General features: G+C 68.2%; 21 protein-coding genes. 6 read left to right on the forward strand and 15 right to left on the reverse strand.

Annotation, left to right across the window (positions count from 1 at the left end):
* Nucleotides 1-77: 77 nt before the first annotated feature.
* Together leuA and J2P76_RS21935 are read right to left on the reverse strand one after the other, a co-directional pair.
* On the reverse strand, nucleotides 78-1790 hold the full coding sequence (leuA, locus tag J2P76_RS21930; RefSeq protein ID WP_207410655.1) for a 2-isopropylmalate synthase: 1713 nt from the start codon (nucleotides 1788-1790) through the stop codon (nucleotides 78-80).
* Nucleotides 1791-2157: 367 nt separating this feature from the next.
* Nucleotides 2158-2790 (reverse strand): hypothetical protein, encoded by a 633-nt coding sequence (locus J2P76_RS21935; protein ID WP_207410021.1) that lies wholly within the window; start codon nucleotides 2788-2790, stop codon nucleotides 2158-2160.
* On the opposite strand from J2P76_RS21935, the gene rpoN reads away from it, so the two are divergent.
* From rpoN to bfr, 3 genes are all read left to right on the forward strand, one after another.
* Entirely contained in the window at nucleotides 2789-4228 is a 1440-nt protein-coding gene (gene rpoN, locus J2P76_RS21940; RefSeq protein WP_207410022.1) for an RNA polymerase factor sigma-54, read from the forward strand. The genes J2P76_RS21935 and rpoN overlap by 2 nt on opposite strands.
* Before the next feature lie 99 nt (nucleotides 4229-4327).
* Nucleotides 4328-4612: a (2Fe-2S)-binding protein gene (locus J2P76_RS21945; RefSeq protein WP_242697641.1), complete on the forward strand. Its 285-nt coding sequence runs from the start codon at nucleotides 4328-4330 to the stop codon at nucleotides 4610-4612.
* Between the two features lie 357 nt (nucleotides 4613-4969).
* On the forward strand, nucleotides 4970-5446 hold the full coding sequence (gene bfr / locus J2P76_RS21950; protein WP_207410023.1) for a bacterioferritin: 477 nt from the start codon (nucleotides 4970-4972) through the stop codon (nucleotides 5444-5446).
* Nucleotides 5447-5717: 271 nt separating this feature from the next.
* Here bfr and J2P76_RS21955 read toward each other — a convergent pair whose 3' ends face one another.
* The 4 genes from J2P76_RS21955 to J2P76_RS21970 are packed head-to-tail and all read right to left on the reverse strand — an operon-like array spanning nucleotide 5718 to nucleotide 10227.
* Nucleotides 5718-6389, reverse strand: a complete 672-nt coding sequence (locus J2P76_RS21955; protein WP_207410024.1) for a hypothetical protein — start codon at nucleotides 6387-6389, stop codon at nucleotides 5718-5720.
* Between the two features lie 21 nt (nucleotides 6390-6410).
* Nucleotides 6411-8018, reverse strand: a complete 1608-nt coding sequence (locus tag J2P76_RS21960; RefSeq protein ID WP_207410025.1) for a peptide chain release factor 3 — start codon at nucleotides 8016-8018, stop codon at nucleotides 6411-6413.
* A gap of 49 nt (nucleotides 8019-8067) precedes the next feature.
* Complete coding sequence (locus tag J2P76_RS21965; protein WP_207410026.1) at nucleotides 8068-8697, reverse strand: LysE family transporter; 630 nt, start codon at nucleotides 8695-8697, stop codon at nucleotides 8068-8070.
* A 51-nt stretch (nucleotides 8698-8748) separates the two neighbouring features.
* Nucleotides 8749-10227, reverse strand: coding sequence for a DEAD/DEAH box helicase (locus J2P76_RS21970; RefSeq protein WP_207410027.1), 1479 nt, complete (start codon nucleotides 10225-10227; stop codon nucleotides 8749-8751).
* Nucleotides 10228-10559: 332 nt separating this feature from the next.
* Between J2P76_RS21970 and J2P76_RS21975 the strand changes: the two genes are divergently transcribed.
* Nucleotides 10560-11186: a LemA family protein gene (locus tag J2P76_RS21975; protein ID WP_207410028.1), complete on the forward strand. Its 627-nt coding sequence runs from the start codon at nucleotides 10560-10562 to the stop codon at nucleotides 11184-11186.
* Nucleotides 11164-12081: a TPM domain-containing protein gene (locus tag J2P76_RS21980; RefSeq protein ID WP_242697642.1), complete on the forward strand. Its 918-nt coding sequence runs from the start codon at nucleotides 11164-11166 to the stop codon at nucleotides 12079-12081. The genes J2P76_RS21975 and J2P76_RS21980 overlap by 23 nt, the downstream gene beginning before the upstream one ends.
* A gap of 113 nt (nucleotides 12082-12194) precedes the next feature.
* On the opposite strand, the gene J2P76_RS21985 is transcribed toward J2P76_RS21980, so the two are convergent.
* The 9 genes from J2P76_RS21985 to J2P76_RS22025 form a co-directional block, all read right to left on the reverse strand.
* Complete coding sequence (locus J2P76_RS21985; RefSeq protein WP_207410034.1) at nucleotides 12195-13400, reverse strand: metal-dependent hydrolase family protein; 1206 nt, start codon at nucleotides 13398-13400, stop codon at nucleotides 12195-12197.
* On the reverse strand, nucleotides 13397-15124 hold the full coding sequence (locus J2P76_RS21990) for an ABC transporter ATP-binding protein (protein WP_207410035.1): 1728 nt from the start codon (nucleotides 15122-15124) through the stop codon (nucleotides 13397-13399). The genes J2P76_RS21985 and J2P76_RS21990 overlap by 4 nt, the downstream gene beginning before the upstream one ends.
* A 9-nt stretch (nucleotides 15125-15133) precedes the next feature.
* Nucleotides 15134-16060: an ABC transporter permease gene (locus tag J2P76_RS21995; protein WP_207410037.1), complete on the reverse strand. Its 927-nt coding sequence runs from the start codon at nucleotides 16058-16060 to the stop codon at nucleotides 15134-15136.
* A gap of 10 nt (nucleotides 16061-16070) precedes the next feature.
* Nucleotides 16071-17042, reverse strand: a complete 972-nt coding sequence (locus J2P76_RS22000) for an ABC transporter permease (RefSeq protein ID WP_207410039.1) — start codon at nucleotides 17040-17042, stop codon at nucleotides 16071-16073.
* 208 nt (nucleotides 17043-17250) lie between these two features.
* On the reverse strand, nucleotides 17251-18855 hold the full coding sequence (locus tag J2P76_RS22005) for an ABC transporter substrate-binding protein (RefSeq protein ID WP_207410041.1): 1605 nt from the start codon (nucleotides 18853-18855) through the stop codon (nucleotides 17251-17253).
* Nucleotides 18856-19589: 734 nt separating this feature from the next.
* On the reverse strand, nucleotides 19590-20990 hold the full coding sequence (locus J2P76_RS22010; RefSeq protein ID WP_207410043.1) for a GTPase/DUF3482 domain-containing protein: 1401 nt from the start codon (nucleotides 20988-20990) through the stop codon (nucleotides 19590-19592).
* A 1-nt stretch (nucleotide 20991) separates the two neighbouring features.
* A complete protein-coding gene (locus tag J2P76_RS22015) occupies nucleotides 20992-22425 on the reverse strand; it encodes a DUF2868 domain-containing protein (protein WP_242697643.1) in 1434 nt (477 codons plus the stop codon).
* On the reverse strand, nucleotides 22426-22803 hold the full coding sequence (locus J2P76_RS22020; RefSeq protein ID WP_207410045.1) for a YkvA family protein: 378 nt from the start codon (nucleotides 22801-22803) through the stop codon (nucleotides 22426-22428). It abuts the gene before it with no gap.
* A gap of 32 nt (nucleotides 22804-22835) precedes the next feature.
* On the reverse strand, nucleotides 22836-23795 hold the full coding sequence (locus J2P76_RS22025) for a helix-turn-helix domain-containing protein (RefSeq protein WP_207410047.1): 960 nt from the start codon (nucleotides 23793-23795) through the stop codon (nucleotides 22836-22838).
* Nucleotides 23796-23947: 152 nt separating this feature from the next.
* Here J2P76_RS22025 and J2P76_RS22030 point away from each other — a divergent pair, with 152 nt between their 5' ends.
* Nucleotides 23948-24853 carry an EamA family transporter gene (locus J2P76_RS22030; RefSeq protein ID WP_207410049.1) on the forward strand — a complete coding sequence of 302 codons (906 nt, stop codon included), beginning with the start codon at nucleotides 23948-23950 and terminating at the stop codon, nucleotides 24851-24853.
* Nucleotide 24854: the final 1 nt, after the last annotated feature.

A 24854-nucleotide genomic window follows, 5' to 3' on the forward strand; every position in this document is an offset into this window, starting at 1 on the left:
CGGGCGCGCGCGGAATTCAATCGCGAAAATAAAAAGGCCCGCCGGGTAAGGCGGGCCTTCGTGCCTGGGAACGCGGATCACGCGGCCTGGGCGGTCTCGCTGTCGGTGGTGGCGGCCACGCCGTTGGCCAGGTGCCGGTTCACGGCGCTGAGCACGGCCTGGAACGATGCGGTGACGATGTCGCGGTCGATGCCCACGCCGAAGCCGGTGGCCGAATCGCCCACCCGCAGTTCGACATAGCTGGCCGCGCGCGTGTCGGTGCCGGTGCCAATGGCGTGCTCGTGGTAGTCCATGATGCGCACGGGTACGTCCAGCGCCGCCACGAACGCCGAGATCGCGCCGTCGCCGCTGCCGGTTACCACGCGGCGCTCGCCGTTGTAGTCCAGTTCGACCTGGATGCTGAATTGCTTGCCCTGTCCGGCGGCCGGGTCGCCATCGATGCGGTGGCGCACCAGCTTCCAGGGGCTGTGCTGCTCCAGGTACTCGCGGTTGAAAATGGTGTGTACGTCATCGGCCGTGACTTCGCGCCCCGTTTCATCGGTGACGCGCTGGATGGCGCGGCTGAATTCGATCTGCAGGCGGCGCGGCAGTACCAGGCCGTGCTCTTGTTCGAGCAGGTACGACACCCCGCCCTTGCCCGACTGGCTGTTGACGCGAATGACGGCGTCGTAGCTGCGGCCCAGGTCGGCGGGGTCGATGGGCAGGTAGGGCACTTCCCAGATGGCGTCGGGCTTTTGCTGCGCAAAGCCTTTCTTGATGGCGTCCTGGTGCGAGCCCGAGAACGCGGTGAAGACCAGGTCGCCGGCGTACGGATGGCGCGGGTGCACGGGCAGCTGGTTGCAGTATTCGGCGCAGCGGCGCACTTCGTCGATGTCGGAAAAATCCAGGCCGGGATGCACGCCCTGCGTGTACAGGTTCAGCGCCAGGGTCACCAGGTCGACGTTGCCGGTGCGCTCGCCGCTGCCGAACAGGCAGCCTTCGATGCGGTCGGCGCCCGCCATGACGGCGAATTCGGCGGCGGCCACGGCGGTGCCGCGGTCATTGTGCGGGTGCACGCTCAGCACGATGCTGTCGCGGCGCGCCAGGTTCTTGTGCATCCACTCGATCTGGTCGGCGTACAGGTTGGGCGAGGTGGCTTCGATGGTGGCCGGCAGGTTCAGCACCATCTTGCAGTCGGGCGTGGGCTGCCAGACATCGGCCACGGCGTTGGACACTTCCAGCGCGAACTCGGGCTCGGTGGTGCTGAAAACCTCGGGCGAGTATTCGTAGCGCCACTTCGTTTCGGGATGCTGCCCCATGTACTGCTTGACCCACTGCGTGCCCGAGACGGCGATCTGCTTGATTTCGTCTTTGCTCATGTTGAACACCACCTTGCGGAACGCCGGCGCGCAGGCGTTGTACAAGTGCACGATGGCCTGCTTGGCCCCCGCCGCGGCTTCGACGGTGCGGCTGATCAGGTCTTCGCGCGACTGGGTCAGCACGATGATGGTGACGTCGTCGGGAACGCGCTTTTCGTCGACCAGCTTGCGCACGAAGTCGAAGTCGGTCTGCGAGGCGGCGGGAAAGCCCACTTCGATTTCCTTGAAGCCGATCTTGACCAGCTGCTCGAAGAAGCGCAGCTTGCGCTCGACGCTCATGGGCTCGATCAGCGACTGGTTGCCGTCGCGCAGGTCGGTGCTCATCCAGATGGGCGGCTGGGTGATGCGGCGGCTGGGCCAGGTGCGTTCAGAGAAGTCGCGCGTGAACGGCGCGAAGGGGACGTATTTGGTGGCGGGGTTGGCAAGCATCAGTACACCTCGATCAATATTCCCGATGTGTGGCGGGATGAATTCCGGTTTCGGTTCCGGGGAACCCTGTTCGGCAGGCCGGGATAGTGGTCCGGGGCATCAGCGGGCCATGAGTGGGCCGGCTGGAGGCAAGCGATGAACAGGGAACAGGCTTGTGGCGGAGCGTGGCTGCCGAGCTACCACGGGCGCTAGGCCCGGCAACCGATCGGTAGGTATAGCGATAGCGCGGCGAGGGAGATTTGCGCGCGCAGGCCGGCTTCCGGCGCGCTGTGGCGTCCGGAGGCAATCGCGAGGGGGAATCGGATATCGGCCATAAGCCGTAAGTCAAACACATTTTTGGCCCCGGCGCAACGGCCAGGGGCCCAAAAGCCTACAAATTGGGCTCGATGCGGGCGCCGGCCGGGCGGGCCTCTGGCTGCAAAGCGGGCGCGGCGGGCCGGGCCGGCGGCGGGCCGCCCGCCGGCTGCCGGGCGGTGCGCCCGTCGAGAATATCGCCCTGCTGGCGCACCAGGTCGATTTTGCCGATGCGGCTGTGGCGCAGTTCGCCCAGCGCCTGGCGCAGGTCGCCCAGGGTGAAGGGTTCGTCGCGGCTGCCCCAGACCCAGCGCAGCACGGCCACGACTTCGTCCGACAGTTGCGGCACCAGGGTGGCCAGGTCGTCTGACGGCACCGGGCGGGCCCGCGCCGCGGCCATGTCGGAAGCCACCCAGGCGCGCACGATGAAGAATATGATCAGCGTCCAGATGACCACCACGCCCCACCGCGCATAAGGAAGCGCCTTCTGCAGGAAATTGCTGCCGTCCTGGCCCACGATGGGCAGGTTTTCGAAGTTCAGGTCGTGGCCCAGGCTCAGCAGCCACGAGGCCACCAGCAGCCACACGATGGCGGCAACGACCAGGATCACCGCCCGGACCAGCAGCCGAGGCAGCGCCAATTTCAGCAGCGTCTGGCCGATCAGGCGGCAATCTTGGCGGACGCGTTCGGGCGAGGCGGGATTCATCATGCAAAATATTGTACCTATGACCCGGCCCGCGTTGGAACTTCGTACCGGTCAACATTTGGCGTTGACCCCCCAGCTGCAACAATCGATACGATTGCTGCAGCTTTCCACGCTGGATCTGCAGACCGAGATCTCGCAGGCCCTGGCCGACAATCCGATGCTGGAACGCAACGATGAGCGGCCCGAAGCCGAGGCCGACGCGCCCACCGAGCGTGAGGCCGACATCGATGACGAGCCCCCGCGCGAAGCCGAGACGCGCATCGACGAAATGCCCGGTTCGGGCGGCGTTTACCCCGACGACCGGCTCGATGGCCCCGACACGGCCCGCAGCGACACCCTGCGCGAGCACCTGCTGGCCCAGCTGGGGCTGACCCGGGCCGGCCAGCGCGACGCCGCGCTGGTGGGCCTGCTGATCGACGAGCTGGACGAAAACGGCTACCTAGCCTCGCCCCTGGAAGAGATCCTGGCGTGGCTGCCGCCCGAGGCCGAGCCCGAGCTGGACGAGCTGCGCGCGGCCCTGACCCTGCTGCAATCGTTCGACCCGCCGGGCATCGGGGCGCGCGACATGGCGGAATGCCTGGTGTTGCAATTGCGCAACCCCGACCTGGCGCGCCTGCCCGAAGCGGCCGATCCGGCGGTGCTGGCCTGCGCGCGCCGCCTGTGCGCCGACCACCTGCCCCTGCTGGCGGCCGGCAACGCGGCACGCCTGCGCGATGCACTGCAGTGCGACGAGGCCACGGCCCGCGCGGCGCACGCCCTGATCCGCCGGCTGGACCCCCGCCCCGGGCGCGCCTGGACGGTGCCGGCGGCCGACTACGCGGTGCCGGATGTCATTGTGCGGAAAACCCGCCAGGGCTGGCAGGCCGTTCTGAACAGCGCCGCGGTGCCGCGCCTGCAGGTCAACGCCCTGTACGCGCAGCTGCTGGGCAACCAGCGCGAGGCCAGCCACGCGGGGCTGCACGCGCAATTGCAGCAGGCGCGCTGGATGATACGCAACGTCGAACAGCGCTTCGACACGATCCTGCGCGTGGCCCAGGCCATCGTGGCGCACCAGTCGGCATTCTTCAGCGTGGGCCCGGCCGCCATGCGGCCGCTGATCCTGAAAGACATCGCCGGCGAGCTGGGCCTGCACGAATCGACCATTTCCCGGGCCACCACCCAGAAATACATGCTGACGCCGTTCGGCACGCTGGAGCTCAAGCACTTCTTCGGCAGCGGGGTGGCCACCGATGGCGGCGACGTCGCCTCGGCCACGGCCGTACAGGAAGTCATCCGCCAGATGGTGGCCGGCGAAGACCGGGCCAAGCCGCTGTCCGACAACCAGATCACGCAGCGCCTGGCCGACCAGGGCATCGTCATCGCGCGCCGCACGGTGGCCAAATACCGCGAAGCGCTGCGCATCGCGCCCGCCAGCCTGCGCAAGGCGCATGCCGCGCGCTAGCGCCCGCTGGTAATTTGTCCCTGTTTTTCAAGCGCTTGCGTGGATGGCCGCGCAAGCCACGGCTTGCATTTGCGCGGATAAATCACGATAATTATTCTCATGTACATTTGCGTATGTAACGCCATCACCGAACGCCAGGTCCGCGCCTCTGTGGACGCAGGCGCCAGCACGCTCTCGGACCTGCAGTTCGAGCTGGGCGTGGCGACCTGCTGCGGCTGCTGCGCCGCCACGGCGCAGGAATACCTGCCCGGCGGACGCTGCTCCAGCGTCTGCAACGTGCATTCGGTAGCCATGGATGTCGGCCCGGCCGCTGCCGGCGCCGTCGTCGAAACCGGCGCCCCCGCGGCCAACGGTTTCCCCATCCCCCTGGTTGCGGCGGCCTGAGCCGCGCGGCCGCCCCGTCCGTTGTAGTTCGCCAACGTCACGCCAGGCCCCGCCCGGCGGCATGATCGTGCCCGCCAGGCCGTGGCGGCGCCCCATGGCGCGGCGATTGCCGGATGCAATTTGCGATTGCGGCGCGCCGCAACGCCAGCCATGGCGCCGCCATTGATGCGGGCCATCCAACACGCATACTCATTCTCATTCGATTGTCGCTTTCGGATCGCGCTTGCAGAGCCATTTATCAAATGCAGCGCCACCCTAGCCGCGGCCCCCGGTGCGGTGTTAGCCTGCCAGCGTTGCATGCGCGATTAGGGCGCACGCAGGGGCGCGGGCGCCGCGCTCCGGATCAAGGAGTTCATCATGAAAGGCGACAAGACGGTCATCCAGTTCCTGAACAAGCAACTGACCAACGAACTGACGGCCATCAACCAGTATTTCCTGCACGCCCGCATCCTGGGGCATTGGGGCCTGAAAAAGCTGGGCAAGCACGAATACGAAGAATCGATCGGCGAAATGAAGCACGCCGATCGCCTGATCGAGCGCATCCTGATGCTCGACGGCCTGCCCAACCTGCAAGACTTGCACAAACTGCTGATCGGCGAAGACGTGCCCGAGATGCTGTCCTGTGATCTCAAGCTCGAACAAGGCGCCCAGGCCACCGTGAAAGAAGCCATCGCGCATTGCGAATCGGTGCGTGATTACGTGTCGCGCGACCTGTTCCAGGACATCCTGGACGACACCGAAGAGCATATCGACTACCTTGAAACCCAGATCGAGCTGATCGGCAAGGTCGGCCTGCAGAACTACCTGCAAAGCCAGATGGAACCCGAAGGCTGACCGACGCCGCCGGATGCCTTGCGCATCCGGCCTAGGCCGCCACGCAAAAGGGCCCGCATGTGCGGGCCCTTTTGCGTGGCCGATACCGTGGGCGGCACCGATCCGGTGTCAGGCACCCTGGCGGGAGCCAGACACCTTGCCCGACGTGGCCCGCCAGCATGAAAACGGGTGCCGCTGAATCGGGGACGCCGCGGAGCCGGCTTCGCCGGTCCGCCAGCGTCGCCCCCCTCGAAGGGGGGAAGCGCGCAGCGCTTCGGGGGGTGGGCTTTACCTAGTCAGGCCGCCGCGGGCATTCGGCAATGGTGCCCCAGGCGCGGTTGGGGCCGCAGTATTTGTTGCGGGCGTTCCAGGAGCAGGTGGGGCGTTCGAAGAAGCCCTGGTCCGCGCAATGGGCCAGTTCGCGCTGCAGCGCTTCTTTCCAGGCGCCGTTGGCCGGCGGCGGCGTGGGCGCGGTGGGCATGGTAACCGGCGGGTTCAGGGCGTAGGCCTGCTGGTCGGGCGGCGGCGCCGCGGTGGTGGGCGGCAGCGATTGCAGGTCGAGCGTGGTGACGTCGGAAGGGCCCGAGGGCAGCGGCACGGATGATGCCGCGGCCAGTTCGCGGGCTTCGTCCATGCTGATGTTGTCGCGCGAGATGCGCACCGACGGGTCGGTGGTGGTGTCGAACAGCGACACCGTGGATACCGTCCAGCTTTCGCCGTCGGGCTTGTCGGGCACGCCCAGCGTGCCGTCGACCCGCGGCTGGGGCGGCTGCGCCACGTATGGCCTGCCGTTGGCGTCCAGCACCGGTTCCTGGGACACCAGGCTTTCCTGGCCGGGCGCGGCGCTTGCCTTGGGCGCGTGCGCCACCAGCCAATCGCCGAGTTGGATTCCGCCCCACGCCGCAGCGCCCAGCGCCAGCAGGAGCGTTGCGAACAATACACGCCAAGACATTGCTACCCTCATCTTTGCGACGGCCTGCCCGGCTTATGCCTGGCTTCCGAAGACCTGGCCGCCGTGCTCGCGCATGGCGTGGAATTTCACATCCGGATACAGGTCTTCGGCCACGCGCAACTGCGCAGGCGAACCAATCAAAAAAGCCGCCGCATCCACCACATCATAGGCGATGTGTGCCGCATTGGCATCCATGAACTTGCGCAGCGCCCGGGGGGTGTCGGAGGTGATCCAGCGGGCCATGGTGTAGCGCGACGGCAACATGCGGGCCTCGACCCCGTATTCGGTCTTGAGGCGGTGCGCCACCACCTCGAACTGCAGCTGCCCGACCGCCCCCAGCAGCAGCGTGCCGCCGGCCGCCTCGGGGCGGAACACCTGGATGGCGCCTTCTTCGCCCAGCTGTGTCAGGCCGATACGCAACTGCTTGGTGCGCAAAGGATCTTTGACTTCCACCGCCTGGAAGAGTTCAGGGGCGAAGAACGGCAGGCCGGTAAAGCGCAGGCTTTCGCCTTCGGTCAGCACGTCGCCCAGCTGCAGCACCCCGTGGTTGGGGATGCCGATGACGTCGCCCGCATAGGCCTCGTCGAGCAGCTCGCGGCGCTGCGACAGGAACGACACCACGTTGTTGGGCCGCATTTCCTTGCCGGTGCGGGCGACCTTCAGGCGCATGCCGCGCTCGAAGCGGCCCGAGCTCACGCGCACGAAGGCCACGCGGTCGCGGTGGGCCGGGTCCATGTTGGCCTGCACCTTGAACACCACGCCGGTGAACTTGGGTTCCTGGGGCTCGACCAGGCGTTCAAGCGCCTGGCGCGGGCCCGGGGGCGGGGCCTGTTCCACCAGGGCGTCCAGCACTTCCTGGACGCCGAAGTTGTTGATGGCCGAGCCGAAAAACACGGGCGTCTGCCGGCCGGCCAGGAAGGCGTCGCGGTCGAAAGCCGGGGCGGCTTCCTGGATCAGCTGGATCTCGCCGTTGGCCTGCTCGAAGGTCGAGCCGAAGCGGCTGGCGATTTCGGGGTTGTCCAGGCCGTCGATGATGTCGTCATCGTCCGAGCGCCGCTCCTGGCCGGGGCGGAACACGCGCATGCGGTCGCGGCGGATGTCGAACACGCCGCCGAAAGCCTTGCCCATGCCCACCGGCCACGAGAACGGCACCGCGTCCATGCCCAGGTGGCCTTCGATCTCGGACAGCAGGTCCAGGGGCTCGCGCACCTCGCGGTCCATCTTGTTGATGAACGTGATGATGGGCGTGTTGCGCGCGCGGCAGACCTGCAGCAGCCGGATGGTCTGCGGTTCGACCCCGTTGGCCGCGTCGATGACCATCAGCGCGGCGTCCACCGCGGTGAGCACGCGATAGGTGTCTTCGGAGAAGTCCTGGTGGCCCGGGGTGTCGAGCAGGTTGATGACGCAGTCGCGGTATTCCATCTGCATCACCGACGAGGCCACCGAAATGCCGCGCTGCTTTTCGATTTCCATCCAGTCGGACGAGGCATGGCGCGACGCCTTGCGCGCCTTGACGCTGCCGGCGATCTGGATGGCGCCCGCGAACAGCAGCAGCTTTTCGGTAAGCGTGGTCTTGCCGGCGTCGGGGTGGGAAATGATGGCGAACGTGCGTCGCCGGGCGACTTCTTGGGAAATATTCATGGTTGATGCGATTTTACCGGCGCGCGCGGGCGTGCCGGCATCGGTGCCGTTACGCCTGGCGTCGGAAGGTGGCCAGGAAAACGCCCGCCACGATGAACAGCGAGCCGAAAATGCGGTTCATCCAGCGGATGTAGCGCGCATCGCGCAGCAGCCGCAGCACCTTGGCGGCCAGCAGGGTGTACACGCCCATGGCGACCATGTCGGTGAACACCAGGGTGCCCGCCAGCGCCGCGTACTGCGGCGTCAGGGCATGGGCCGTATCGACGAACTGCGGCACGACCGCCAGCAGGAACACCGTGCCCTTGGGATTCATGACATTGACCAGCACGCCGCGCACGACCAGCTCGCGCGCCGAGAAGTGCGCGGGGTTGCCTGTATCGACGGCCACCGGCGCGGCGTCGGTGCGGATCTGGCGCACGCCCAGGTACACCAGGTAGGCCACGCCCAGGTACTTGACCACCGCGAAGGCGACCTCGGACGTGGCCAGCACCGCGCCCAGCCCCACCGCCACGATCAGGAACTGGACCAGAATGCCCATGATCAGGCCGGCCGTGTTCCAGTAGCCGCGGGCGAATCCGTACTTCAGCCCCGAGGACATGGCCGAAATGGCGCCCGCCCCCGGTGAGAAAGAGATGGCCCAGGAGGCCACGAAAAAGGTCAGCCAGGTCGAGAGCGTCATGCGGGTTTCCTGTGGCGGCGGGCCGCCGGTGCGTGGGACAGGTTACGGATATTACTTGCCCAGCAGCGCCGCGCGCGGCGCACCCGTGCGCTGGCCGGCCGGCCGGCCGCCACCGCCGCCTTCCGCCTGGCGCGGGGCCTGCGGCTGGGCGCGGTTGTCGGCGCGGTGGCCGCCCGCCGGGCGATCGCCGCGCGGGGCCGGCGCTTGGCGCTGGCCGCCCGGGCGGCCCGGGGCGGCGGCGCGGCCGCCATTGCCCTGGCGGGGCGTCTGGCCGGGCCGGCCGGCGCGGTCGCCGCCGTTGCCGCGCGGCGCGCCCTGGCGGCGCGGTTGGCGGGTGTCTTCGTCGCGTTCCTGGCGCTCGTAGGCGGCGGCGCTGCCCGCCGGCGGCGTCCAGCCCTGCACCGGCAGGCGTTCGATGGTCTTGCCGATCAGGCGCTCGATGCCCTTGAGCAGCTTGATCTCGCTGCTGTCGACCAGCGACACGGCCGCGCCCGTGGCGCCCGCGCGGCCGGTGCGGCCGATGCGGTGCACGTAGTCTTCGGGCACGTTGGGCAGTTCGAAGTTCACCACCTGCGGCAGCTGGTCGATGTCCAGCCCGCGCGCGGCGATGTCGGTGGCCACCAGCACGGCCACGTTGCCGTCCTTGAAGCCCGACAGGGCGCGCGTGCGCGCCGCCTGGCTCTTGTTGCCGTGGATGGCGGCGGCGCTCAGGCCGTCTTTCACCAGCTTTTCGGCCAGGCGGTTGGCGCCGTGCTTGGTGCGGGTGAACACCAGCACCTGGTGCCAGCCGCTTTCGCGGATGATGTGGCTGATGAGATCGCGCTTGTGGTGCTGTTCGACCAGGTGCACGGTTTGGGTCACCAGCTCGGTGGCGGTGTTGCGCGGGGTAACCGACACTTCGCCCGGGTTGTTCAGCACGCCGCGCGCCAGGCTGCGGATCTCGTCGGAGAAGGTGGCCGAGAACAGCAGGTTCTGGCGTTGCTTGGGCAGCAGGGCCAGCACTTTGCGGATGTCGCGGATGAAGCCCATGTCGAGCATGCGGTCGGCTTCGTCCAGCACCAGGATCTCGACGCCGGACAGGTCGACGGTTTTCTGGCCGCAGTGGTCCAGCAGCCGGCCGGGCGTGGCCACCAGGATGTCCAGCGGCTTGCGCAAGGCGCTGATCTGCGGATTGATATTGACTCCGCCGAACATCACCATCGAGGTCAGCGGGGTGTGCTTGCCGTAGGTCTGCACCGATTCGGCGACCTGGGCGGTGAGCTCGCGGGTCGGGGTCAGGATCAGGCAGCGCGGGCGGCCGGGTTTTTTCAGGGCCGGCTTTTGCTGCATCAGCAGATGCAGGATGGGCAGCGTGAAGCCGGCGGTCTTGCCGGTGCCGGTCTGGGCAGCGGCCAACAGGTCGCCGCCTTTCAGCACTTGCGGGATGGCCTGGGCCTGGATGGGGGTGGGCGCGGTATAGCCGGTGTCGGCGATGGCACGCAAAAGGGGATCGGCCAGACCGAGGTCGGCGAAAGAAACAGAGGCAGTCAAAACAGCTCCAGCGGCAGCCTGTCGCTCAGGTTGAGAGACTCCAATCCAGGCGGTCGAATGAGGAGAAAAGGAAGGCCCGCGCAAAAGCGCAAAAAGCCGGGCGTGGCGGCGAGGCGCCAGCGAACGTGTGCCGATTGGCTGGGCACACCGGCGGCATTGTAGCTGAAGCGGGGCCCGGCAGGTATCAAGCATGGCGCCTGTCGTGCCGCGTAACAATAGACAGAGCGCGTTACATGCTGGCCTGGGCAAAAAAAGGGCGACCTGCTGTAATGGCGGCACCTTCGCGCCAGCCCGCTGGGGGCGCGCCACGTACAGGAAAGGAACACGACATCATGAGAATATCCCGCTGGCTGGGTCTTTCCCTGATCGCGCTGGCAGCCGCTGTGCTGTCGGGTTGCGGCTACAACAGCATCCAGGCGGCCGACGAGCAGGTCAAGGCGGCCTGGTCCGAGGTGCTGAACCAGTACCAGCGGCGCGCCGACCTGGTGCCCCAGCTGGTCAAGTCGGTGGATGCCTACATGACGCACGAGCGCGATGTGCTGACCCAGGTCACCGAGGCGCGCAGCAAGGTGGGCAGCGTGCAGATCACCGCCGACCAGCTGGAAGACCCGGCCGCCGTGCAGCGTTTCCAGCAGGCGCAGGGCCAGCTCACCTCGGCGTTGTCGCGCCTGATCGCCGTGTCCGAGAACTACCCGCAGCTCAAGGCCGACGGCCTGTTCCGCGACCTGCAGGTGCAGCTGGAAGGCACCGAGAACCGCATCTCGGTGGCGCGCGGCCGCTATGTGCAGTCGGTGCAGGCATACAACGTGCTGGTGCGCCAGTTTCCCGGCGTGATCACCGCCAAGATCTTCGGCTATGCACCCAAGGCCAACTTCGGCGTCGACAACGAGGCGGCCATTTCGCGGCCGCCGGAAATCCGTTTCAGCAATGATGCCAATGCTCCCAAGCCGGCCCAGTAAGGGCCTGCTGGCCTGGCCGCGCGGCGCCCGGGCCTGGCTGGCCGCGCTGCTGGCGCTGCTGGGCATGCTGGCCGGCGCCCCGGCCGCGGCCCAGCCGGCCGCGCCGGCGGCGGTGCCGGCGTTGCAGGCCCGCGTGACCGACACCACGGGCACGCTCGACGCCAATCAACGCCAGGCCCTCGAGCAGCGGCTGGCGGCGCTGGAACAGCGCAAGGGCGCCCAGGTGGCGGTGCTGGTGGTGCCCACCACGGCGCCCGATACCATCGAACAATACGCCACGCGGGTATTCGACCAATGGAAGCTGGGGCGCAAGAATACCGACGATGGCGTGCTGCTGGTGGTGGCCAAGAATGACCGCGCCCTGCGCATCGAGGTCGGCTACGGGCTGGAAGGCGCCATTCCCGACGCCATGGCCGGCCGCATCATTCGCGAGCAGATCGCGCCCCGCTTCCAGGCGGGCGATTTCGACGGCGGCATCGAAGCCGGCGTGAGCGCCATCGAGAAATTGATCGACGGCGAGCCGCTGCCGGCGCCCGCGCCGCGGGCGGACGGCGACGGCCAGGAACAGGACTGGCCGTTCTTCCTGCTGCTGGGGGCGTTCATGCTGGGGCTGCCGGCCATCGTGGCCGGGCTGGCCGCGGCGGCCGCGTCATGGATGATATTCGGCACCTGGTGGGCGGCCGTGCTGGGCGGCGTGGGCGGCTTCGCGGTCAGCGGCCTGCTGGGCCTGCTGGGCGTCAAGCGGCGCCTGCTCAATTCGTCGCGCCGCGGCGGCCGGGGCGGCGGTGGCGGCTTCGGCGGCGGGTTTGGCGGAGGCGGCGGCTTCGGCGGAGGCGGCGGTTTTGGCGGGGGCGGCGGCCGCAGCGGCGGCGGCGGCGCCTCGGGCCGCTGGTAAATTACGGTCGCAGGTGTCAGGCTCCCGCAGGGTGCCTGACACCGTTCTGTTGAGACACCCCCGCCACACTTCGGTGTCCGACACCCCGGCGGGAACCGGACACCCGGGAAGACTCAGTCCAGCGCGCCGGCGACCAGTACGCCCTGCTTGAGCACGGCCACGTGGTGCTGTGTGTCGGCGGCCCGGGCGATGTCCTGTGTGGGATCGCCGCGCACCAGCAGCAGGTCGGCCGCGGCGCCCTCGGCCACGATGCCGTGGCCGGGCAGGCCCATCAGTTCGTGCGCGCGCGAGGTGCCGGCCACCAGGGCATCGGTGGGCGTCATGCCGAAGGCCACCATGTAGGCCAGCTCTTCGGCATTGCGGCCGTGGCGGTTGAACGGCGTGCCCGCGTCGGTGCCCATGGCGATGCGCCCTCCGGCGCGGTAATACATCTGGAACGATTCGCGGTGGCGCTGTTCGACGGCGCGCGCCTTGTCCACCACGTACGCGGGAATGCCGCGCTCGGCATTGTCGAGAATGTTGCGCAGCGCGGCGATGGTGGGCACCAGGAAGGTCTGGTTCGCCAGCATCTCGTCCAGGCACTGCTGGTCCATGAAAATGCCGTGCTCGATCGAATCGATGCCCGCGCGTACGGCGTTCAGGATGCCCTCGGTGCCCTGCGCGTGGCTGGCCGTGCTTTTGCTGAAACGCTTGGCCTCGTGCACGCCGGCGTGCATTTCATCGTAGCTGTAGTGGGCGTCCATCGGGTTGACGCCCGGCGTCATGACGCCGCCGGTGGCCATGATCTTTACCAGGTCGCAACCCGCATGCACCTGCTCGCGCACCGCCTTGACGACTTCATCGCAGCCGTCGGCCACGCGGCCGGTGCGGTTGCCGTGGCCGCCGGTCATGCAGATCATGCGGCCGGCCGCCTTGATGGTGGGGCCGGCGAATACGCCGCGCGCGATGGCGTCGCGCACGCCGAATTCCAGATAATCCTTGCCGCCGCAATCGCGCAGCGCGGTAATGCCGCCGCGCAGCGCCGCCTGGGCGTTCTCTAGCGCCGTCAGCGTGATCTGCGCCGGGCCCTGGCGGGCCATCTGCGCGTGCGGGTCGGCGCTGCCGGTAAACACCAGGTGCACGTGGCAGTCGGCCAGGCCGGGCATCAGGGTCATGCCGGCCGTGTCCACCCGCCGGCCGGCATAGCCTTCGAACTGGCCGGCCGGCGCCACCCGGGCAACGCGCCCGTCTTCCACCAGCACGGCATGGCCGGCCGGCAGTTCGCCGCGGCCGTCGAATACCTTGCCGCCCGCCAACAGCATGGGGTCGGGCTTGTTCATGATTCCACCTCCAGTCCTTCGCGGGACATCACTTGCAGCTGCGGCATCAGGCCCAGCAGGTGCCGGGTGTACTCGTGCTGCGGGGCATCGAACAGGGTTTCGGTCTCGGCCACTTCCAGCAGCTCGCCGTGGCGCATGACGCCGACGCGGTCGCACATCTGGCGGATGACGGGCAGGTCGTGGCTGATGAACAGCATGGTCAGGCCCAGCTGTTCTTGCAGGTCTTTCAGCAGGTTGAGAATCTGCGCCTGGATGGAGACATCCAGCGCCGAGGTCGGTTCGTCGCAGATCAGGAAGCGCGGGCGGGTGGCCAGCGCACGCGCGATGCAGATGCGCTGGCGCTGGCCGCCCGAGAATTCGTGCGGATAGCGGCGCGCGGCGGACGCGCCCAGGCCCACGATGTCGAGCAGGTCGGACACCACCTGGCGCGTTTCGGTTTCGTTGGCCGCCAGTTTGTGGAAGCGGATCGGCTCGGCCACGATGTCCAGCACCCGCATGCGCGGATTCAGCGACGAGAACGGATCCTGGAACACCATCTGGATCTGCCGCCGGAACGCGTTGAGCTGCTTTTCGTCTTTCAGCGCGGTCAGGTTGGTGCCGTTGAAGAACACCGCGCCGCCGCTGGGCGTATACAGGCCCGATATCAGCCGCGCCACGGTGGACTTGCCCGACCCCGATTCGCCCACCAGGCCGAACACTTCGCCCTGGGCAATCGACAGGTTGACCTGCTTGACGGCGTCCAGCGTGCGGCGGTTGCGCGCCAGGAAGGCGTTCTTCAGCACGAAGCGCATGCCCAGGTCTTGCGTCTGCACCAGCGGCCCGCCGGCATCCTGGCCGAAATCGCGGCGCCGCCCCAGCCAGTGCGTGGAGATGTCCAGCGGCTTGGCGGGCGTCTTCACGTCTTCGATGTAAGTCACCAGCGGAAAGCGGCGCAGCTTCACGTCGGGGCGCGGCACGGCCGAGATCAGGCTGCGCGTGTAGGGGTGGTCGGGGTCGCCCAGGATCTTGGTGGTGGGCCCCTGCTCGACCAGCTTGCCGCGGTACAGCACCGCGACGCGGTCGGTGACGTCGGCGATCACGCCCATGTCGTGCGTGATGATGATCATGCCCACCTGCTTTTCTTTGCACAGCTTGCGCAGCAGGTCCAGGATCTGCGCCTGGATCGAGACGTCCAGCGCCGTGGTGGGCTCGTCGGCGATGATGATCTCGGGCTCGCAGCACAGGGCCAGGGCAATGACCACGCGCTGGCGCATGCCGCCCGAGAACTGGTGGGGATACTGCTTGACGCGCAGTTCGGGCGAGTCGATGCCCACCTGCCGCAGCAGGTCCACGGCGCGCTGTTCGGCCTGGGCGGGGGTCAGGTCCAGGTGCACCAGCATGGTTTCCACCAGCTGGCTTTCCACGGTCTGCAGCGGATCGAGCGAAGTCAGCGGATCCTGGAAAATCATGCCGATGCGGCGCCCGCGCACCTTGCGTTTGTCGGATTCGGGCAGCGCATCGATGCGCCGTCCTTCCAGGTGCACCTCGCCGCCGGCCAGGCGGCCGGGAAATTCCAGCAGGCCCATCACGGCGTTGCCGATGGTGGACTTGCCGGCGCCGGATTCGCCCACCACGCCCAGGATCTCGCCGCGGTCGAGCGTCAGCGAAACGCCATCCACCGCCACCAGCGTGCCCCGCCGGCTGGCGAACTCGATGCGCATTTTGTCGATGTCGAGCAATGCCATGGCGATCCTTCAGCGCAGCTTGGGGTTGAGCGCGTCGCGCAGCCAGTCGCCCAGCAGGTTCACCGACAGCACCAATGCGACCAGGGCAACGCCCGGGAAAATCGAGATCCACCACATGCCCGAGAACAGGTAGCTGTTGCCGATGCGGATCAGCGTGCCCAGCGACGGCGCGGTGGGCGGCACGCCCACGCCCAGGAACGACAGCGTGGCCTCGGTGATGATGGCGATGGCTAGGTGGATGGTGGCGATCACCAGCACCGGCCCCATGACGTTGGGCAGGATGTGCCGGCGCAGGATGGTCAGCGGGCCGATGCCGATCAGCCGGGCCGCCTGCACATATTCTTTGTTGCGCTCGACCATGGTCGAGCCGCGCACGGTGCGCGCGTACTGCACCCACCCCGATATGCCGATGGCGAAGATCAGCACGTACAGCGCCAGCTCGTTGTGCATGTCGCGCGGCAAAATGCCGCGCGCCACGCCGTCGATCAGCAGCGCGATCAGGATGGCCGGAAACGACAGCTGCACGTCGGCGATGCGCATGATGATGCTGTCGACGCGGCCGCCCACGTAGCCGCTGACCAGGCCCAGCGACACGCCCAGCACCATCGAGAACAGCACCGAGGCGAACCCCACCAGCAGAGACACCCGCGAGCCGTACAAAATGGCCGACAGAATGTCGCGGCCCTGGTCGTCGGTGCCCAGCAGGAAATCGGCGTTGCCATCGGGGTTCCAGGCCGGCGGCGTGTTGGCGTCCATGATGTTCAGCGACGCCAGGTCGAACGGATTGTGCGGCGCGATGATGGGCGCGCACAGCGCGCCGACCAGAATGGCCAGGGTGACGATGGCCGAGATCACCGCGCTGGGCGAGGTCTTGAAGCTGTACCAGAGGTCGCTGTCGGCCGCGCGCGCGAACCAGGGAGCTATGCGGGCAGTCATGGTGATTCCTTCATTTGCTCTGCACGCGCAGGCGCGGGTCGACCACCACATACAGTATGTCGACAATAAGATTGATCACGACGAAGAAAAAGGCGATCAGCACCAGGTAGGCCGCCATGACCGGGATATCGACCGTGCCGATGGCCTGGATGAACAGCAGCCCCATGCCCGGCCACTGGAACACGGTTTCGGTAATGATGGCGAAAGCGATGATCGAGCCCAGCTGCAGGCCGGTAATGGTAATGACCGGCACCATGGTGTTCTTGAGCGCATGGCGGAAATTGATCAGCCGTTCGGGCAGGCCGCGCGCGCGGGCGAATTTGATGAAATCCGAACGCAGAATTTCCAGCATCTCGGCCCGCACCAGCCGCATGATCAGCGTCATCTGGAACAGCGCCAGCGTGATGGCCGGCAGGATCAGCGCCGCCAGGCCCGAGCGCGTCAGCAGGCCGGTGGTCCAGCCGCCGATCGAAATGACTTCGCCGCGGCCGAAGCTGGGCAGCCAGCGCAATTGCACGCTGAACACCAGGATCAGCAAAATGCCGATCAGGAAGGTGGGCAGCGAGATGCCGGCCAGCGACAGGGCCATGAAGGCGCGCGACAGCGCGCCATGGCGCCGCAGCGCCGTGTAGATGCCCATGGGAATGCCGAACGCCAGCGCCATCAGGGCCGAGATGAATGACAGTTCCAGGGTGGCCGGCAGGCGTTGTTCGATCAGGTCGCTGACCGGCTGGCGCTGGCGGTATGAAATGCCGAAGTTGCCCTGCGCGGCGTCGCGCACGAAGCGCGCGTACTGCACCACGAACGGATCGTTCAGGCCCAGGCGCTCGCGCAGCTCGGCGCGCTGCGCTTCAGTGGTGTCCTGCCCCACCATGCTGACGATCGGGTCGCCCACATAGCGGAACATGGAAAACGCAATCAGCGCCACGGTCAGCATGACCAGCAACGACTGCAACAGGCGTCGCCCGATGAAAAAAAGCATGAATCTGCGTCCTGTTGGAAGACTGGCACGGGGCGCCGGCGGGGCATTGCCAAGTGTCTGACTCCGCAGGTGTCAGACACCATACTATTGAAACAACCTCTGCCCACTTAGGTGTCCGACACCTTTGGAGTCAGACACCTGCAAGCGACCTACAAACGCCGGCGCCGCCCCGCTGAGGGAAGCGCGCGGCGCTTCGGGGGGGGGCACCTTATGGCATGACGACGTTGCGCAGGTCCAGCACGTCGTCCGCGCGCTGTACGACCTGCAGCTTGTCTTTGATGCCCCACGACATGGGCTGCTGGTGCAGCGGCAGGTAGCCGTAGTCTTTGCGCACGATATCGAAGGCTTCCTTGATCATGGCGTTGCGCTTGGCCTGGTCGGTTTCCACGCCGATCTTGTTGGTAAGCTCGTCGACCTTCGGGTTGCAGTAGCCGCCCAGGTTGAACTGGCCCGCCGCCGTCTTGCTGTCGCGGCACGCGGCCAGGTTCAGCAGCACGTTGTGCGCGTCGGTGGAGCTCGGCGTCCAGCCCAGCATGTACATGCTGGTCTGGTTGCCGGCCTGCAGCAGGATCTTGCCGAAGTACTTCGACTTGGTCTGCGCCAGCAGGTTGATCTTGATGCCCACGCGCGCCAGCATACCGGCCACCGCCTGGCAGATTTTCTCGTCGTTGACGTAGCGGTCGTTCGGGCAGTCGAGCGTCACTTCGAAGCCGTCGGGGTAGCCGGCTTCGGCCATCAGCTTCTTGGCCTTGGCCGGATCGGGCTTGTAGGGCTTGCCGAACGAATCGTCGTAGCCGTTCACCGACGTGGCCACCAGCGACCCCAGCGGCTTGGCGGCGCCGCGCATGATCTTCTTGTTGATGGCCTCGATGTCCACCGCCAGCACCACGGCCTCGCGCACCCGGGCGTCCTTGAACGGGTTCTTGCCCTTGATGTTCGAGAACAGCAGTTCGTCGCGGTGCTGATCCATGCCGATGAAGATGGCGCGCGCCTCGGGCTCGGTCAGCGGCTTGACGCCGGGGGCGTCTTCCAGGCGCTGCCAGTCCTGCACCGGCACCGGCTGCACGATGTCCATTTCACCCGAGATCAGGGCCGCCACGCGCGTGGCTTCCTGGGTAATGGGCTGGAACACCACTTCGTCGATGTTGGTCTTGATGTTCTTGTCCCAGTAGCCGTCATAGCGCTTGAGCACGGTTTTCACGTCGGGCTGGCGTTCGACCAGCATGAACGGGCCGGTGCCGTTGGCGTGCAGGTTGGCGTAGTTGCCCTGGTTGTCGCCCTTGACGTTGGTGGCTTCGGTGGTCTTGTTCTTTTCAGACCACGATTTGCTCATGATGTACAGGAAGGTCCATTCGCGCGGCAGAATGGGGTTGGGCGTGGGCGTGGTGACTTCGATGGTGTAGTCGTCGATCTTCTTGATATCGGAAGCCTTGGCGCCGTAGCCCTTCATGTCCGAGCCGGGCGTCAGGCTGCGCTTCCACGAGAAGATCACGTCGTCGGCGGTAAAGGGCGAGCCGTCGTGGAACTTGACGCCCTTGCGCAGCTTGAACACCCATTTGGTGGGTTCGGTGTTTTCCCAGCTTTCGGCCAGCAGCGGCGTGAGCTTCATGTCGCCGTCGTAGCCGGCCAGGGTTTCGTAGATGTTGCCCTGGAAGCCCAGCGTGAACGTTTCGTTCAGGGCCATCGGGTCCATGGAGGTGGCGTCGCCCTGATAGGCCCAGTGCAGGGTCTTGGCATGCGCGGTGCCCGCCAGCATGGCGCCGCATACCGCGAGCGCCAGCGCCGATTTCTTGATGAATGGTGTGATACGCATAGCCCTTTTTGCTCCGTGTGGTGCGCGGGATCGCGCGACAGAAGTGACAGGGCCCCCGCCCCTATTCGGATCAGGCCGGGGGCACGGCGTACTGCTTACGACAATGCGAGGTCTTGCGGATGAAGGCGGGCGGCCGCGCGCGCAGACGCGGGCGTAGCGGTGGCGATCACTGCATAGGGCTTCGGATTCACGATAAACCTGACCTCGGTGATTCTTTTTGGCCCGGACTGACCGCGCCAATGTAGGACGAATCTTATAGAGGCATTGATTTAAGCGTCAATCGTTTTGACTTGGGGTTAGTACTTGGTTGCGGGGGGTGGAAAACGCTGCGGGTGCTGGCTTGTGGGGGGTGTTGGTTCTTCTGGCGTCGAGTCGCGGTGGCGGATGGGGGCCGGGCTTCACGGGGCCGGTCTGGCGCGTTCGCGCCAGACATCGCTGCGTCAACCTCGTCGCTGCGCTCCTTCGGTTTCCCTTGCTCGCCCCCGAGGCGCCCGGCCCCCATCCGCCACCACGACTCGACTTGTGATGAATCAAGATTCCCGCATTGCCGGCACGGCGCGGGTTTTTGCATGAGTGGCCGCAACGGTGGGGAAGAGGAAGAGTGTGCGGGGTCGACAGTCCAAGCCGCCCTGCGCGGCTTGGACTGTCATTCGGTTGATGATCGCGTGGCGAGGCGGTTTGATGATGGAAGGTGGTGCGGGATGTTCGAACGAACTTTCTGCGTGCGTGCCGGATCAGGTTTCTTGCGGGGCTGGCTGGGGTGGGGTGTCGCTGGTGTCTTCGGCCAGCGTGAGGGCCAGCTCGGCCACCACGCGTTTGCGGCGTTCGTCGTCTTCGTGGCCTTTGCCCAGGGCCGACCACTCGGGGCGGCTGCGGGCTTCTTTCAGGGGGTCGGGCAGGCGGCCGGATCGCCAGGCCTGGTCGGCCGGGCGATCCAGGCGCAGCGGGTCGCGGGCGGCGTGGCCGCGGCGTTCCAGGGCGTGGATCAGTTGGCGTTGGCGCAGGGCCAGCAGGCGCAGCACGGCGTCATCGACGGTGATCTCGCGGTAGCCGCGCAATTTGCCCAGGATGCGGCCGCCGAAGCGTTCCACGCCTTGCCACAGCCCGCCGGCCGCCGCGCCGATCAGCATGCCGGTGCCCAGGCTCAGGCCGGCGCTGAACAGGTCGACGGCCGCGCCGGCCATGGCGCCGGCCGCCATGCCGGCGCCGAGCTGGATGCCCATGTCTTTCAGGGCCTGCGGGTGGAACAGGTCCATGCCCCAGCGTGTGCCTTGCAGCGGCAAATCGTCTTCGGCATAGTCGCTGCGGCGGAAGTTGTACAGCGCCAGCAGCGCGTCCACGCAGGCCTGTTCGCGATGGCGGACCTGGTCGCGCAGCGTGGCGGCATGGGCCTGCAGGGCCGCGTCGTCGGCGGGGCTGGCCAGCCGCAGCGCGGCCACGTCCACCAGCAGGTCGGCCGCCAGCTGCCAGGCGGCGCGGCCGCGTTCCAGGCGCTGGCGCGCCAGTTCGTCCGACAGGCGGTTCAGGGTGACGGCATGGCGGTCCAGCAGCACGGCCAGCTTGGCGTACAGCTGGCGTTCGCCGTCCAGCGGCGGCGCCACGGTGTCGAATTCCAGCGCGGCATGCAGGCCCAGCCGGGCCATGGCGTCGCGCCATTCGTCGGCGCGGTGGGCGGGCGCATTGACGAAGTTCAGCACCGGCAGCAGCGGGCGGCCGCAGGCCGCCAGCAGGGCCAGTTCGTCGCGGTGCTTGCTCAGCACCGGGTCGCGGGCGTCGATGACATACAGCGCCGCGTCGCAATCGAGCATCTTGGCCAGCACGCGGGCTTCCTGTTCGTAGCGCCGGTGCGCTTCGGGCGAATCGAGGAAGCGGCGGATGCGCGCCGGCCCGTCGCGCCGCGCGCCGGGTTCGTCCAGGCGCTCCAGGTATTCGAGCAGCGCGATACTGTCTTCCATGCCGGGGGTATCGAACCATTCGAGCACCGGCCGGCCGTCCAGGCGCAGGCGCGCGCCCTCGACGTGGCGCGTGGTGCCGGGACTGTCGGCCACGTCGCCGAACCCGCTGTCGCGCGTCAGGGTGCGCAGCAGAGAAGTCTTGCCGGTATTGGTGTGGCCTACTACGGCGATCTTCAGCATGTCATCCCCCGCCGGATTCCAGCCAGCGCAGCGGCTGGTCGGCGTCGCGCAGGATGGCGTCGGGCGCCATGCCGGCGGCGGCCAGGCGATCGCGCCAGGCGTCCAGGCGGGCCGGCTCGCCGGCCGGCGCCGCGCCGAACGCCGACAGCCAGACGCGTGTCTGGCCGGCCTTGCCGGCCAGCGCGGCGATCAGTCCCAGTGTGCCGCGGTCGGGCGTCTGGCGCACGTCGCAGGCGATCAGCAGGCGCCGCGCGCCGGCCTGGGCCAAGGCATCCAGCAGCCGGTTGCGCTGCTCGCGGGAATCCAGGTTGCCGGCATCTTGTATACCCGCGGGCAGGCCGGCCGGCGGCCAATGTATGTCGGCGGGCAGCTCCAGCCCGGCCAGCACCGGCTGGTCGCCCAGGTCGGCCAGCCGGCCGGGGCCGACCTGCGGCTGGTGCAGCGGGTCGGCGGGACGGTCGATGCCGGTGGACTGCACGGGCGGCAGCAGGCGGTCGCGCAGCGCCGCATAGCCGGGCAGCGCGGCGTCGATGCGCAGCCGGCGCCGGGCGCGGCCGGCGCGCGCCAGGCAAAGCGCCCCGGCCAGCAGTCGCGGCAGCACGCCATACACGGTCACCACGCCGATCAGCCATACCGACCATTGGGCCTGGGCCGCGGCGGGCAGCGCCTGCAGGCCGTCGCTGGCGCGCACGATGGCGTCGGCCGGCGCGGCGAAGCCCAGCTGGGCCGGCAGCCAGCCCAGCGCGCGGGTCAGGGCGACGAAGGCATTGGGCTGCAGCAGCGTGGTGGCCCAGACAAAGCGGTAGCTGGCAGTGGACAGCATCACCAGCAGCGTGGCCAGCGCCGCGGCCAGGCCCGCCAGCCACAGCGCGTGGCTGACGGCGCCGAACAGCCAGCGCAGCGCGCCGGCGCGCGCCAGCAGGTTCATCAGGGCCTGCGGCACCAGCGCCGCATCGGGGCCGCGCGCCAGCTTGCGGGTGGCCCACAGCCATAGCCGGCCCAGGCCGGTGGCCCCGCCCGGGCGCAGCAGGAATGAAGCCAGCCACAGCAGGAAGGTCAGCGCGTGCACGCCCAGCAGCGCGCCCACCGCCCACAGGACATTGACGGGCCGGGCGCCGTCGCCCAGCGCGCCCGCCGCCGAGGCGATGCCGGCGGCCACCGCGACCACCAGCAGGATGGCCAGGCTGAGCACGGCGCCCTGGCGCCAGCGCGCCACCAGGCTGTCCAGCCCCTCGCGGCGGCCCAGCAGGTGCGCGCGCAGCAGGATGCGGTCTTCCAGGGTGTCGGGCCCCAGGCGCGCCTGGCGCACGGCGTCGGCGTCTTCCAGCGGGCCCCAGTGCTCTTCGCGCAGGCGGATGGTCTCGGCCAGCCAGTGCGCCTGCCAGGCCCCGGTCGGCTCGGGCGCCGGCATGGCGCCGGGGGCGGGGGTGGCCATTCAGCCAGCGCGGCGCGGCGTGGTGGAAGCGGAGGCGCCGAACCAGTCGTGCAGCTTGTTGCTGGCCTGGTGCTTGACGTCGTCGTTGATGTAGAACGCCACGGTGGCCAGCGCGGCCGTCATGACGCCCAGGTCGTCGGTATAGCCGACCAGCGGCGCCAGGTCGGGGATGGCGTCCAGCGGCAGCACAAAGTAGCCCAGCGCGCCGTAGATGACCCGGCGCGCCCATTTGGGCGTGCCAGGATTCTGCACCGCGTAGTACAGCCACAGGGCTTTTTCCAGGGCCTGCTTGCCCACCGCCGACGCGTGGCGCGTCGCCTTGCGCCAGAAGCGCTGGTCGGAATAGGCCTTTTCGTAGGTCGGATTGGCGATTGGCATGGTGGGTCGGGCGCCGTGCCCGGTCTGCATGGTCAACAGCCCATTGTAGACCCCCCGGGGGGCTGGCGCGCCTTATGCGCGGGGCCCTGGGGGGCGGCGCGCATGGCGGCCCGGTATTGGCCGGGGGTGGCGCCCGCGGCCTGCGCGAACGCGCGGCTGAGATGACTGGCGTTGCCGAATCCGCAGGCCTGCGCCACGCTGGCCAGGTCGTCGGCGGTGGACCCCAGCAGGGCGCGGGCCCGCGCCAGGCGGCGCCCCAGCACCCAGGCATGGGGCGGTTCGCCGAACGAGGCATGGAACATGCGCGCGAAATGGTAGGTGGACAGCGCCGCCACGCCGGCCAGCACGTCCAGTGTCAGGGGCTCGGCCAGGTGGGCGTCGATATAGTCGCGCACCCGGCGCCGCACCGCGGGCGCCAGGCCGCCCAGCGGCGTCAGGCGCCCCGCCGGCCGTCCGGTGCCGTGGGCCAGCAGGTGATGCAGCACGGCCTCGGCGGCGCTGCTGGCCGCCAGGCGCGCCGCCGGCACGTTCCAGTCGGCGGCCAGCAGCGCGCGGCAGGCGCCGGCCAGGGACGGGTCCTGGATATAGGTTCGATCGCGCAGTTCGAGCTCGCGCGGCTCGCGGTCGAGCCGCATGACGGCTTCGCGCGCCAGGCGCTGCGGGGCGATGTACAGGTGCAGGAAGCGGACTTCTTCGTTCATGCTCCAGCGCGAATGATGCTGGTCGGGCAGCACGCAGAACTTGCCGGCGCCGCCATGCAGGTCGCGCTGGCTGAGCCGGAAACAGGTTTCGCCGCCCCGCAGGTACAGCGACAGGGTGTGGTGGCCGGGGGTGTCGTAGTCCATCAGCGCGCGGCCGGCGCGCTGGTCGCGGTTCCATTGGGCCACCGCCAGGCCGGCCCCCAGCGACGCGGCGCGGTCGAGATGGACGCGGGCCTCGCGCAGGGTATGGAACAGGGTGAAATCGGACGGCGCCGACGCGATCTTGCTCATGACGCGTCCATCGTACGCCAGCTTGCCGCGCCGGTGCGCGCGCGCCGGCCGGTCCGGCGGAAAAAAGCGCAAGAACCGGCAATCGCGCCGGCGGCGGCGCGCCTAGACTGGGGTCGCTGCCTCGGCATCGTCCTTTTTCTGCGGCCCTTATCGTGAACCTGTTCCTGTACCTGCTCACCGTGCTCATCTGGGGTTCCACCTGGATGGCCATCAAGCTGCAATTGGGGGTGGTCGCCATCCCCGTGTCCATCTTCTACCGCTTTGCGCTGGCGTCGGTGGTGATGCTGATCGGCCTGGCGGCGCTAGGCCGCCTGCAGCGGCTCAGCCGCCAGGGGCACCTGCTGTGCCTGGGCCAGGGCCTGTGCCTGTTCTGCCTGAATTTCCTGTGCTTCTACAGCGCCACGCAATGGATATCCAGCGGCCTGGTGTCGGTGGTGTTTTCCGCCTCGACCTTGTGGAACGCGCTGAACGCGCGCCTGTGGTTCGGCACCCGCATTGCGCCGCGCGTCATGCTGGGCGGCGCCTTCGGCCTGGCCGGCCTGGTGCTGTTGTTCTGGCCCGAGGTGGCCGGGCAGCAGGCCAGCCATGAAACGCTGCTGGGCCTGGGCCTGGCGCTGCTGGGCACGCTGTGTTTTTCCACCGGCAACATGTTGTCTTCGGCGCAGCAGCGCGCCGGCATCGGCCCGCTGACGGGCAACGCCTACAGCATGCTGTACGGGTCGCTGGTGTTGCTGGCGGGCTGTGTGGCCACGGGCCAGCCGTTCGATTTCGACCCGTCGCCGGTCTACGTGGGGGCGCTGCTGTACCTGGCTTTTTTCGGGTCCATCGTGGCGTTCACCGCCTACCTGACTCTGGTCGGCCGCCTTGGGCCGGCTCGCGCGGCGTACTGCACGGTGCTGTTTCCGGTGGTGGCGCTCAGCATTTCCACGGTGGCGGAAGGGTACCAGTGGACGATTTCCGCGGTGGCCGGGCTGGCGCTGGTGATGCTGGGCAATGTGCTCGTGTTCGCCCGGCGCCGCGCGGGCCGCGCCGCGCCTGCGCCGGTCGCCAGGCAGTAGC

It is taken from the genome of Bordetella petrii (assembly GCF_017356245.1).
GTDB lineage: Bacteria > Pseudomonadota > Gammaproteobacteria > Burkholderiales > Burkholderiaceae_B > Bordetella_A > Bordetella_A petrii_D.

Coding starts and splice junctions, on each gene's coding strand:
- rpoN (WP_207410022.1), top strand. CDS start 2,789: ATGCAAAATATTGTACCTATGACCCGGCCCGCGTTGGAACTTCGTACC.
- J2P76_RS21935 (WP_207410021.1), bottom strand. CDS start 2,790: ATGATGAATCCCGCCTCGCCCGAACGCGTCCGCCAAGATTGCCGCCTG.
- J2P76_RS21945 (WP_242697641.1), top strand. CDS start 4,328: ATGTACATTTGCGTATGTAACGCCATCACCGAACGCCAGGTCCGCGCC.
- bfr (WP_207410023.1), top strand. CDS start 4,970: ATGAAAGGCGACAAGACGGTCATCCAGTTCCTGAACAAGCAACTGACC.
- J2P76_RS21955 (WP_207410024.1), bottom strand. CDS start 6,389: ATGAGGGTAGCAATGTCTTGGCGTGTATTGTTCGCAACGCTCCTGCTG.
- J2P76_RS21960 (WP_207410025.1), bottom strand. CDS start 8,018: ATGAATATTTCCCAAGAAGTCGCCCGGCGACGCACGTTCGCCATCATT.
- J2P76_RS21965 (WP_207410026.1), bottom strand. CDS start 8,697: ATGACGCTCTCGACCTGGCTGACCTTTTTCGTGGCCTCCTGGGCCATC.
- J2P76_RS21975 (WP_207410028.1), top strand. CDS start 10,560: ATGAGAATATCCCGCTGGCTGGGTCTTTCCCTGATCGCGCTGGCAGCC.
- J2P76_RS21980 (WP_242697642.1), top strand. CDS start 11,164: ATGCTCCCAAGCCGGCCCAGTAAGGGCCTGCTGGCCTGGCCGCGCGGC.
- J2P76_RS21985 (WP_207410034.1), bottom strand. CDS start 13,400: ATGAACAAGCCCGACCCCATGCTGTTGGCGGGCGGCAAGGTATTCGAC.
- J2P76_RS21990 (WP_207410035.1), bottom strand. CDS start 15,124: ATGGCATTGCTCGACATCGACAAAATGCGCATCGAGTTCGCCAGCCGG.
- J2P76_RS21995 (WP_207410037.1), bottom strand. CDS start 16,060: ATGACTGCCCGCATAGCTCCCTGGTTCGCGCGCGCGGCCGACAGCGAC.
- J2P76_RS22000 (WP_207410039.1), bottom strand. CDS start 17,042: ATGCTTTTTTTCATCGGGCGACGCCTGTTGCAGTCGTTGCTGGTCATG.
- J2P76_RS22005 (WP_207410041.1), bottom strand. CDS start 18,855: ATGCGTATCACACCATTCATCAAGAAATCGGCGCTGGCGCTCGCGGTA.
- J2P76_RS22010 (WP_207410043.1), bottom strand. CDS start 20,990: ATGCTGAAGATCGCCGTAGTAGGCCACACCAATACCGGCAAGACTTCT.
- J2P76_RS22015 (WP_242697643.1), bottom strand. CDS start 22,425: ATGGCCACCCCCGCCCCCGGCGCCATGCCGGCGCCCGAGCCGACCGGG.
- J2P76_RS22020 (WP_207410045.1), bottom strand. CDS start 22,803: ATGCCAATCGCCAATCCGACCTACGAAAAGGCCTATTCCGACCAGCGC.
- J2P76_RS22025 (WP_207410047.1), bottom strand. CDS start 23,795: ATGAGCAAGATCGCGTCGGCGCCGTCCGATTTCACCCTGTTCCATACC.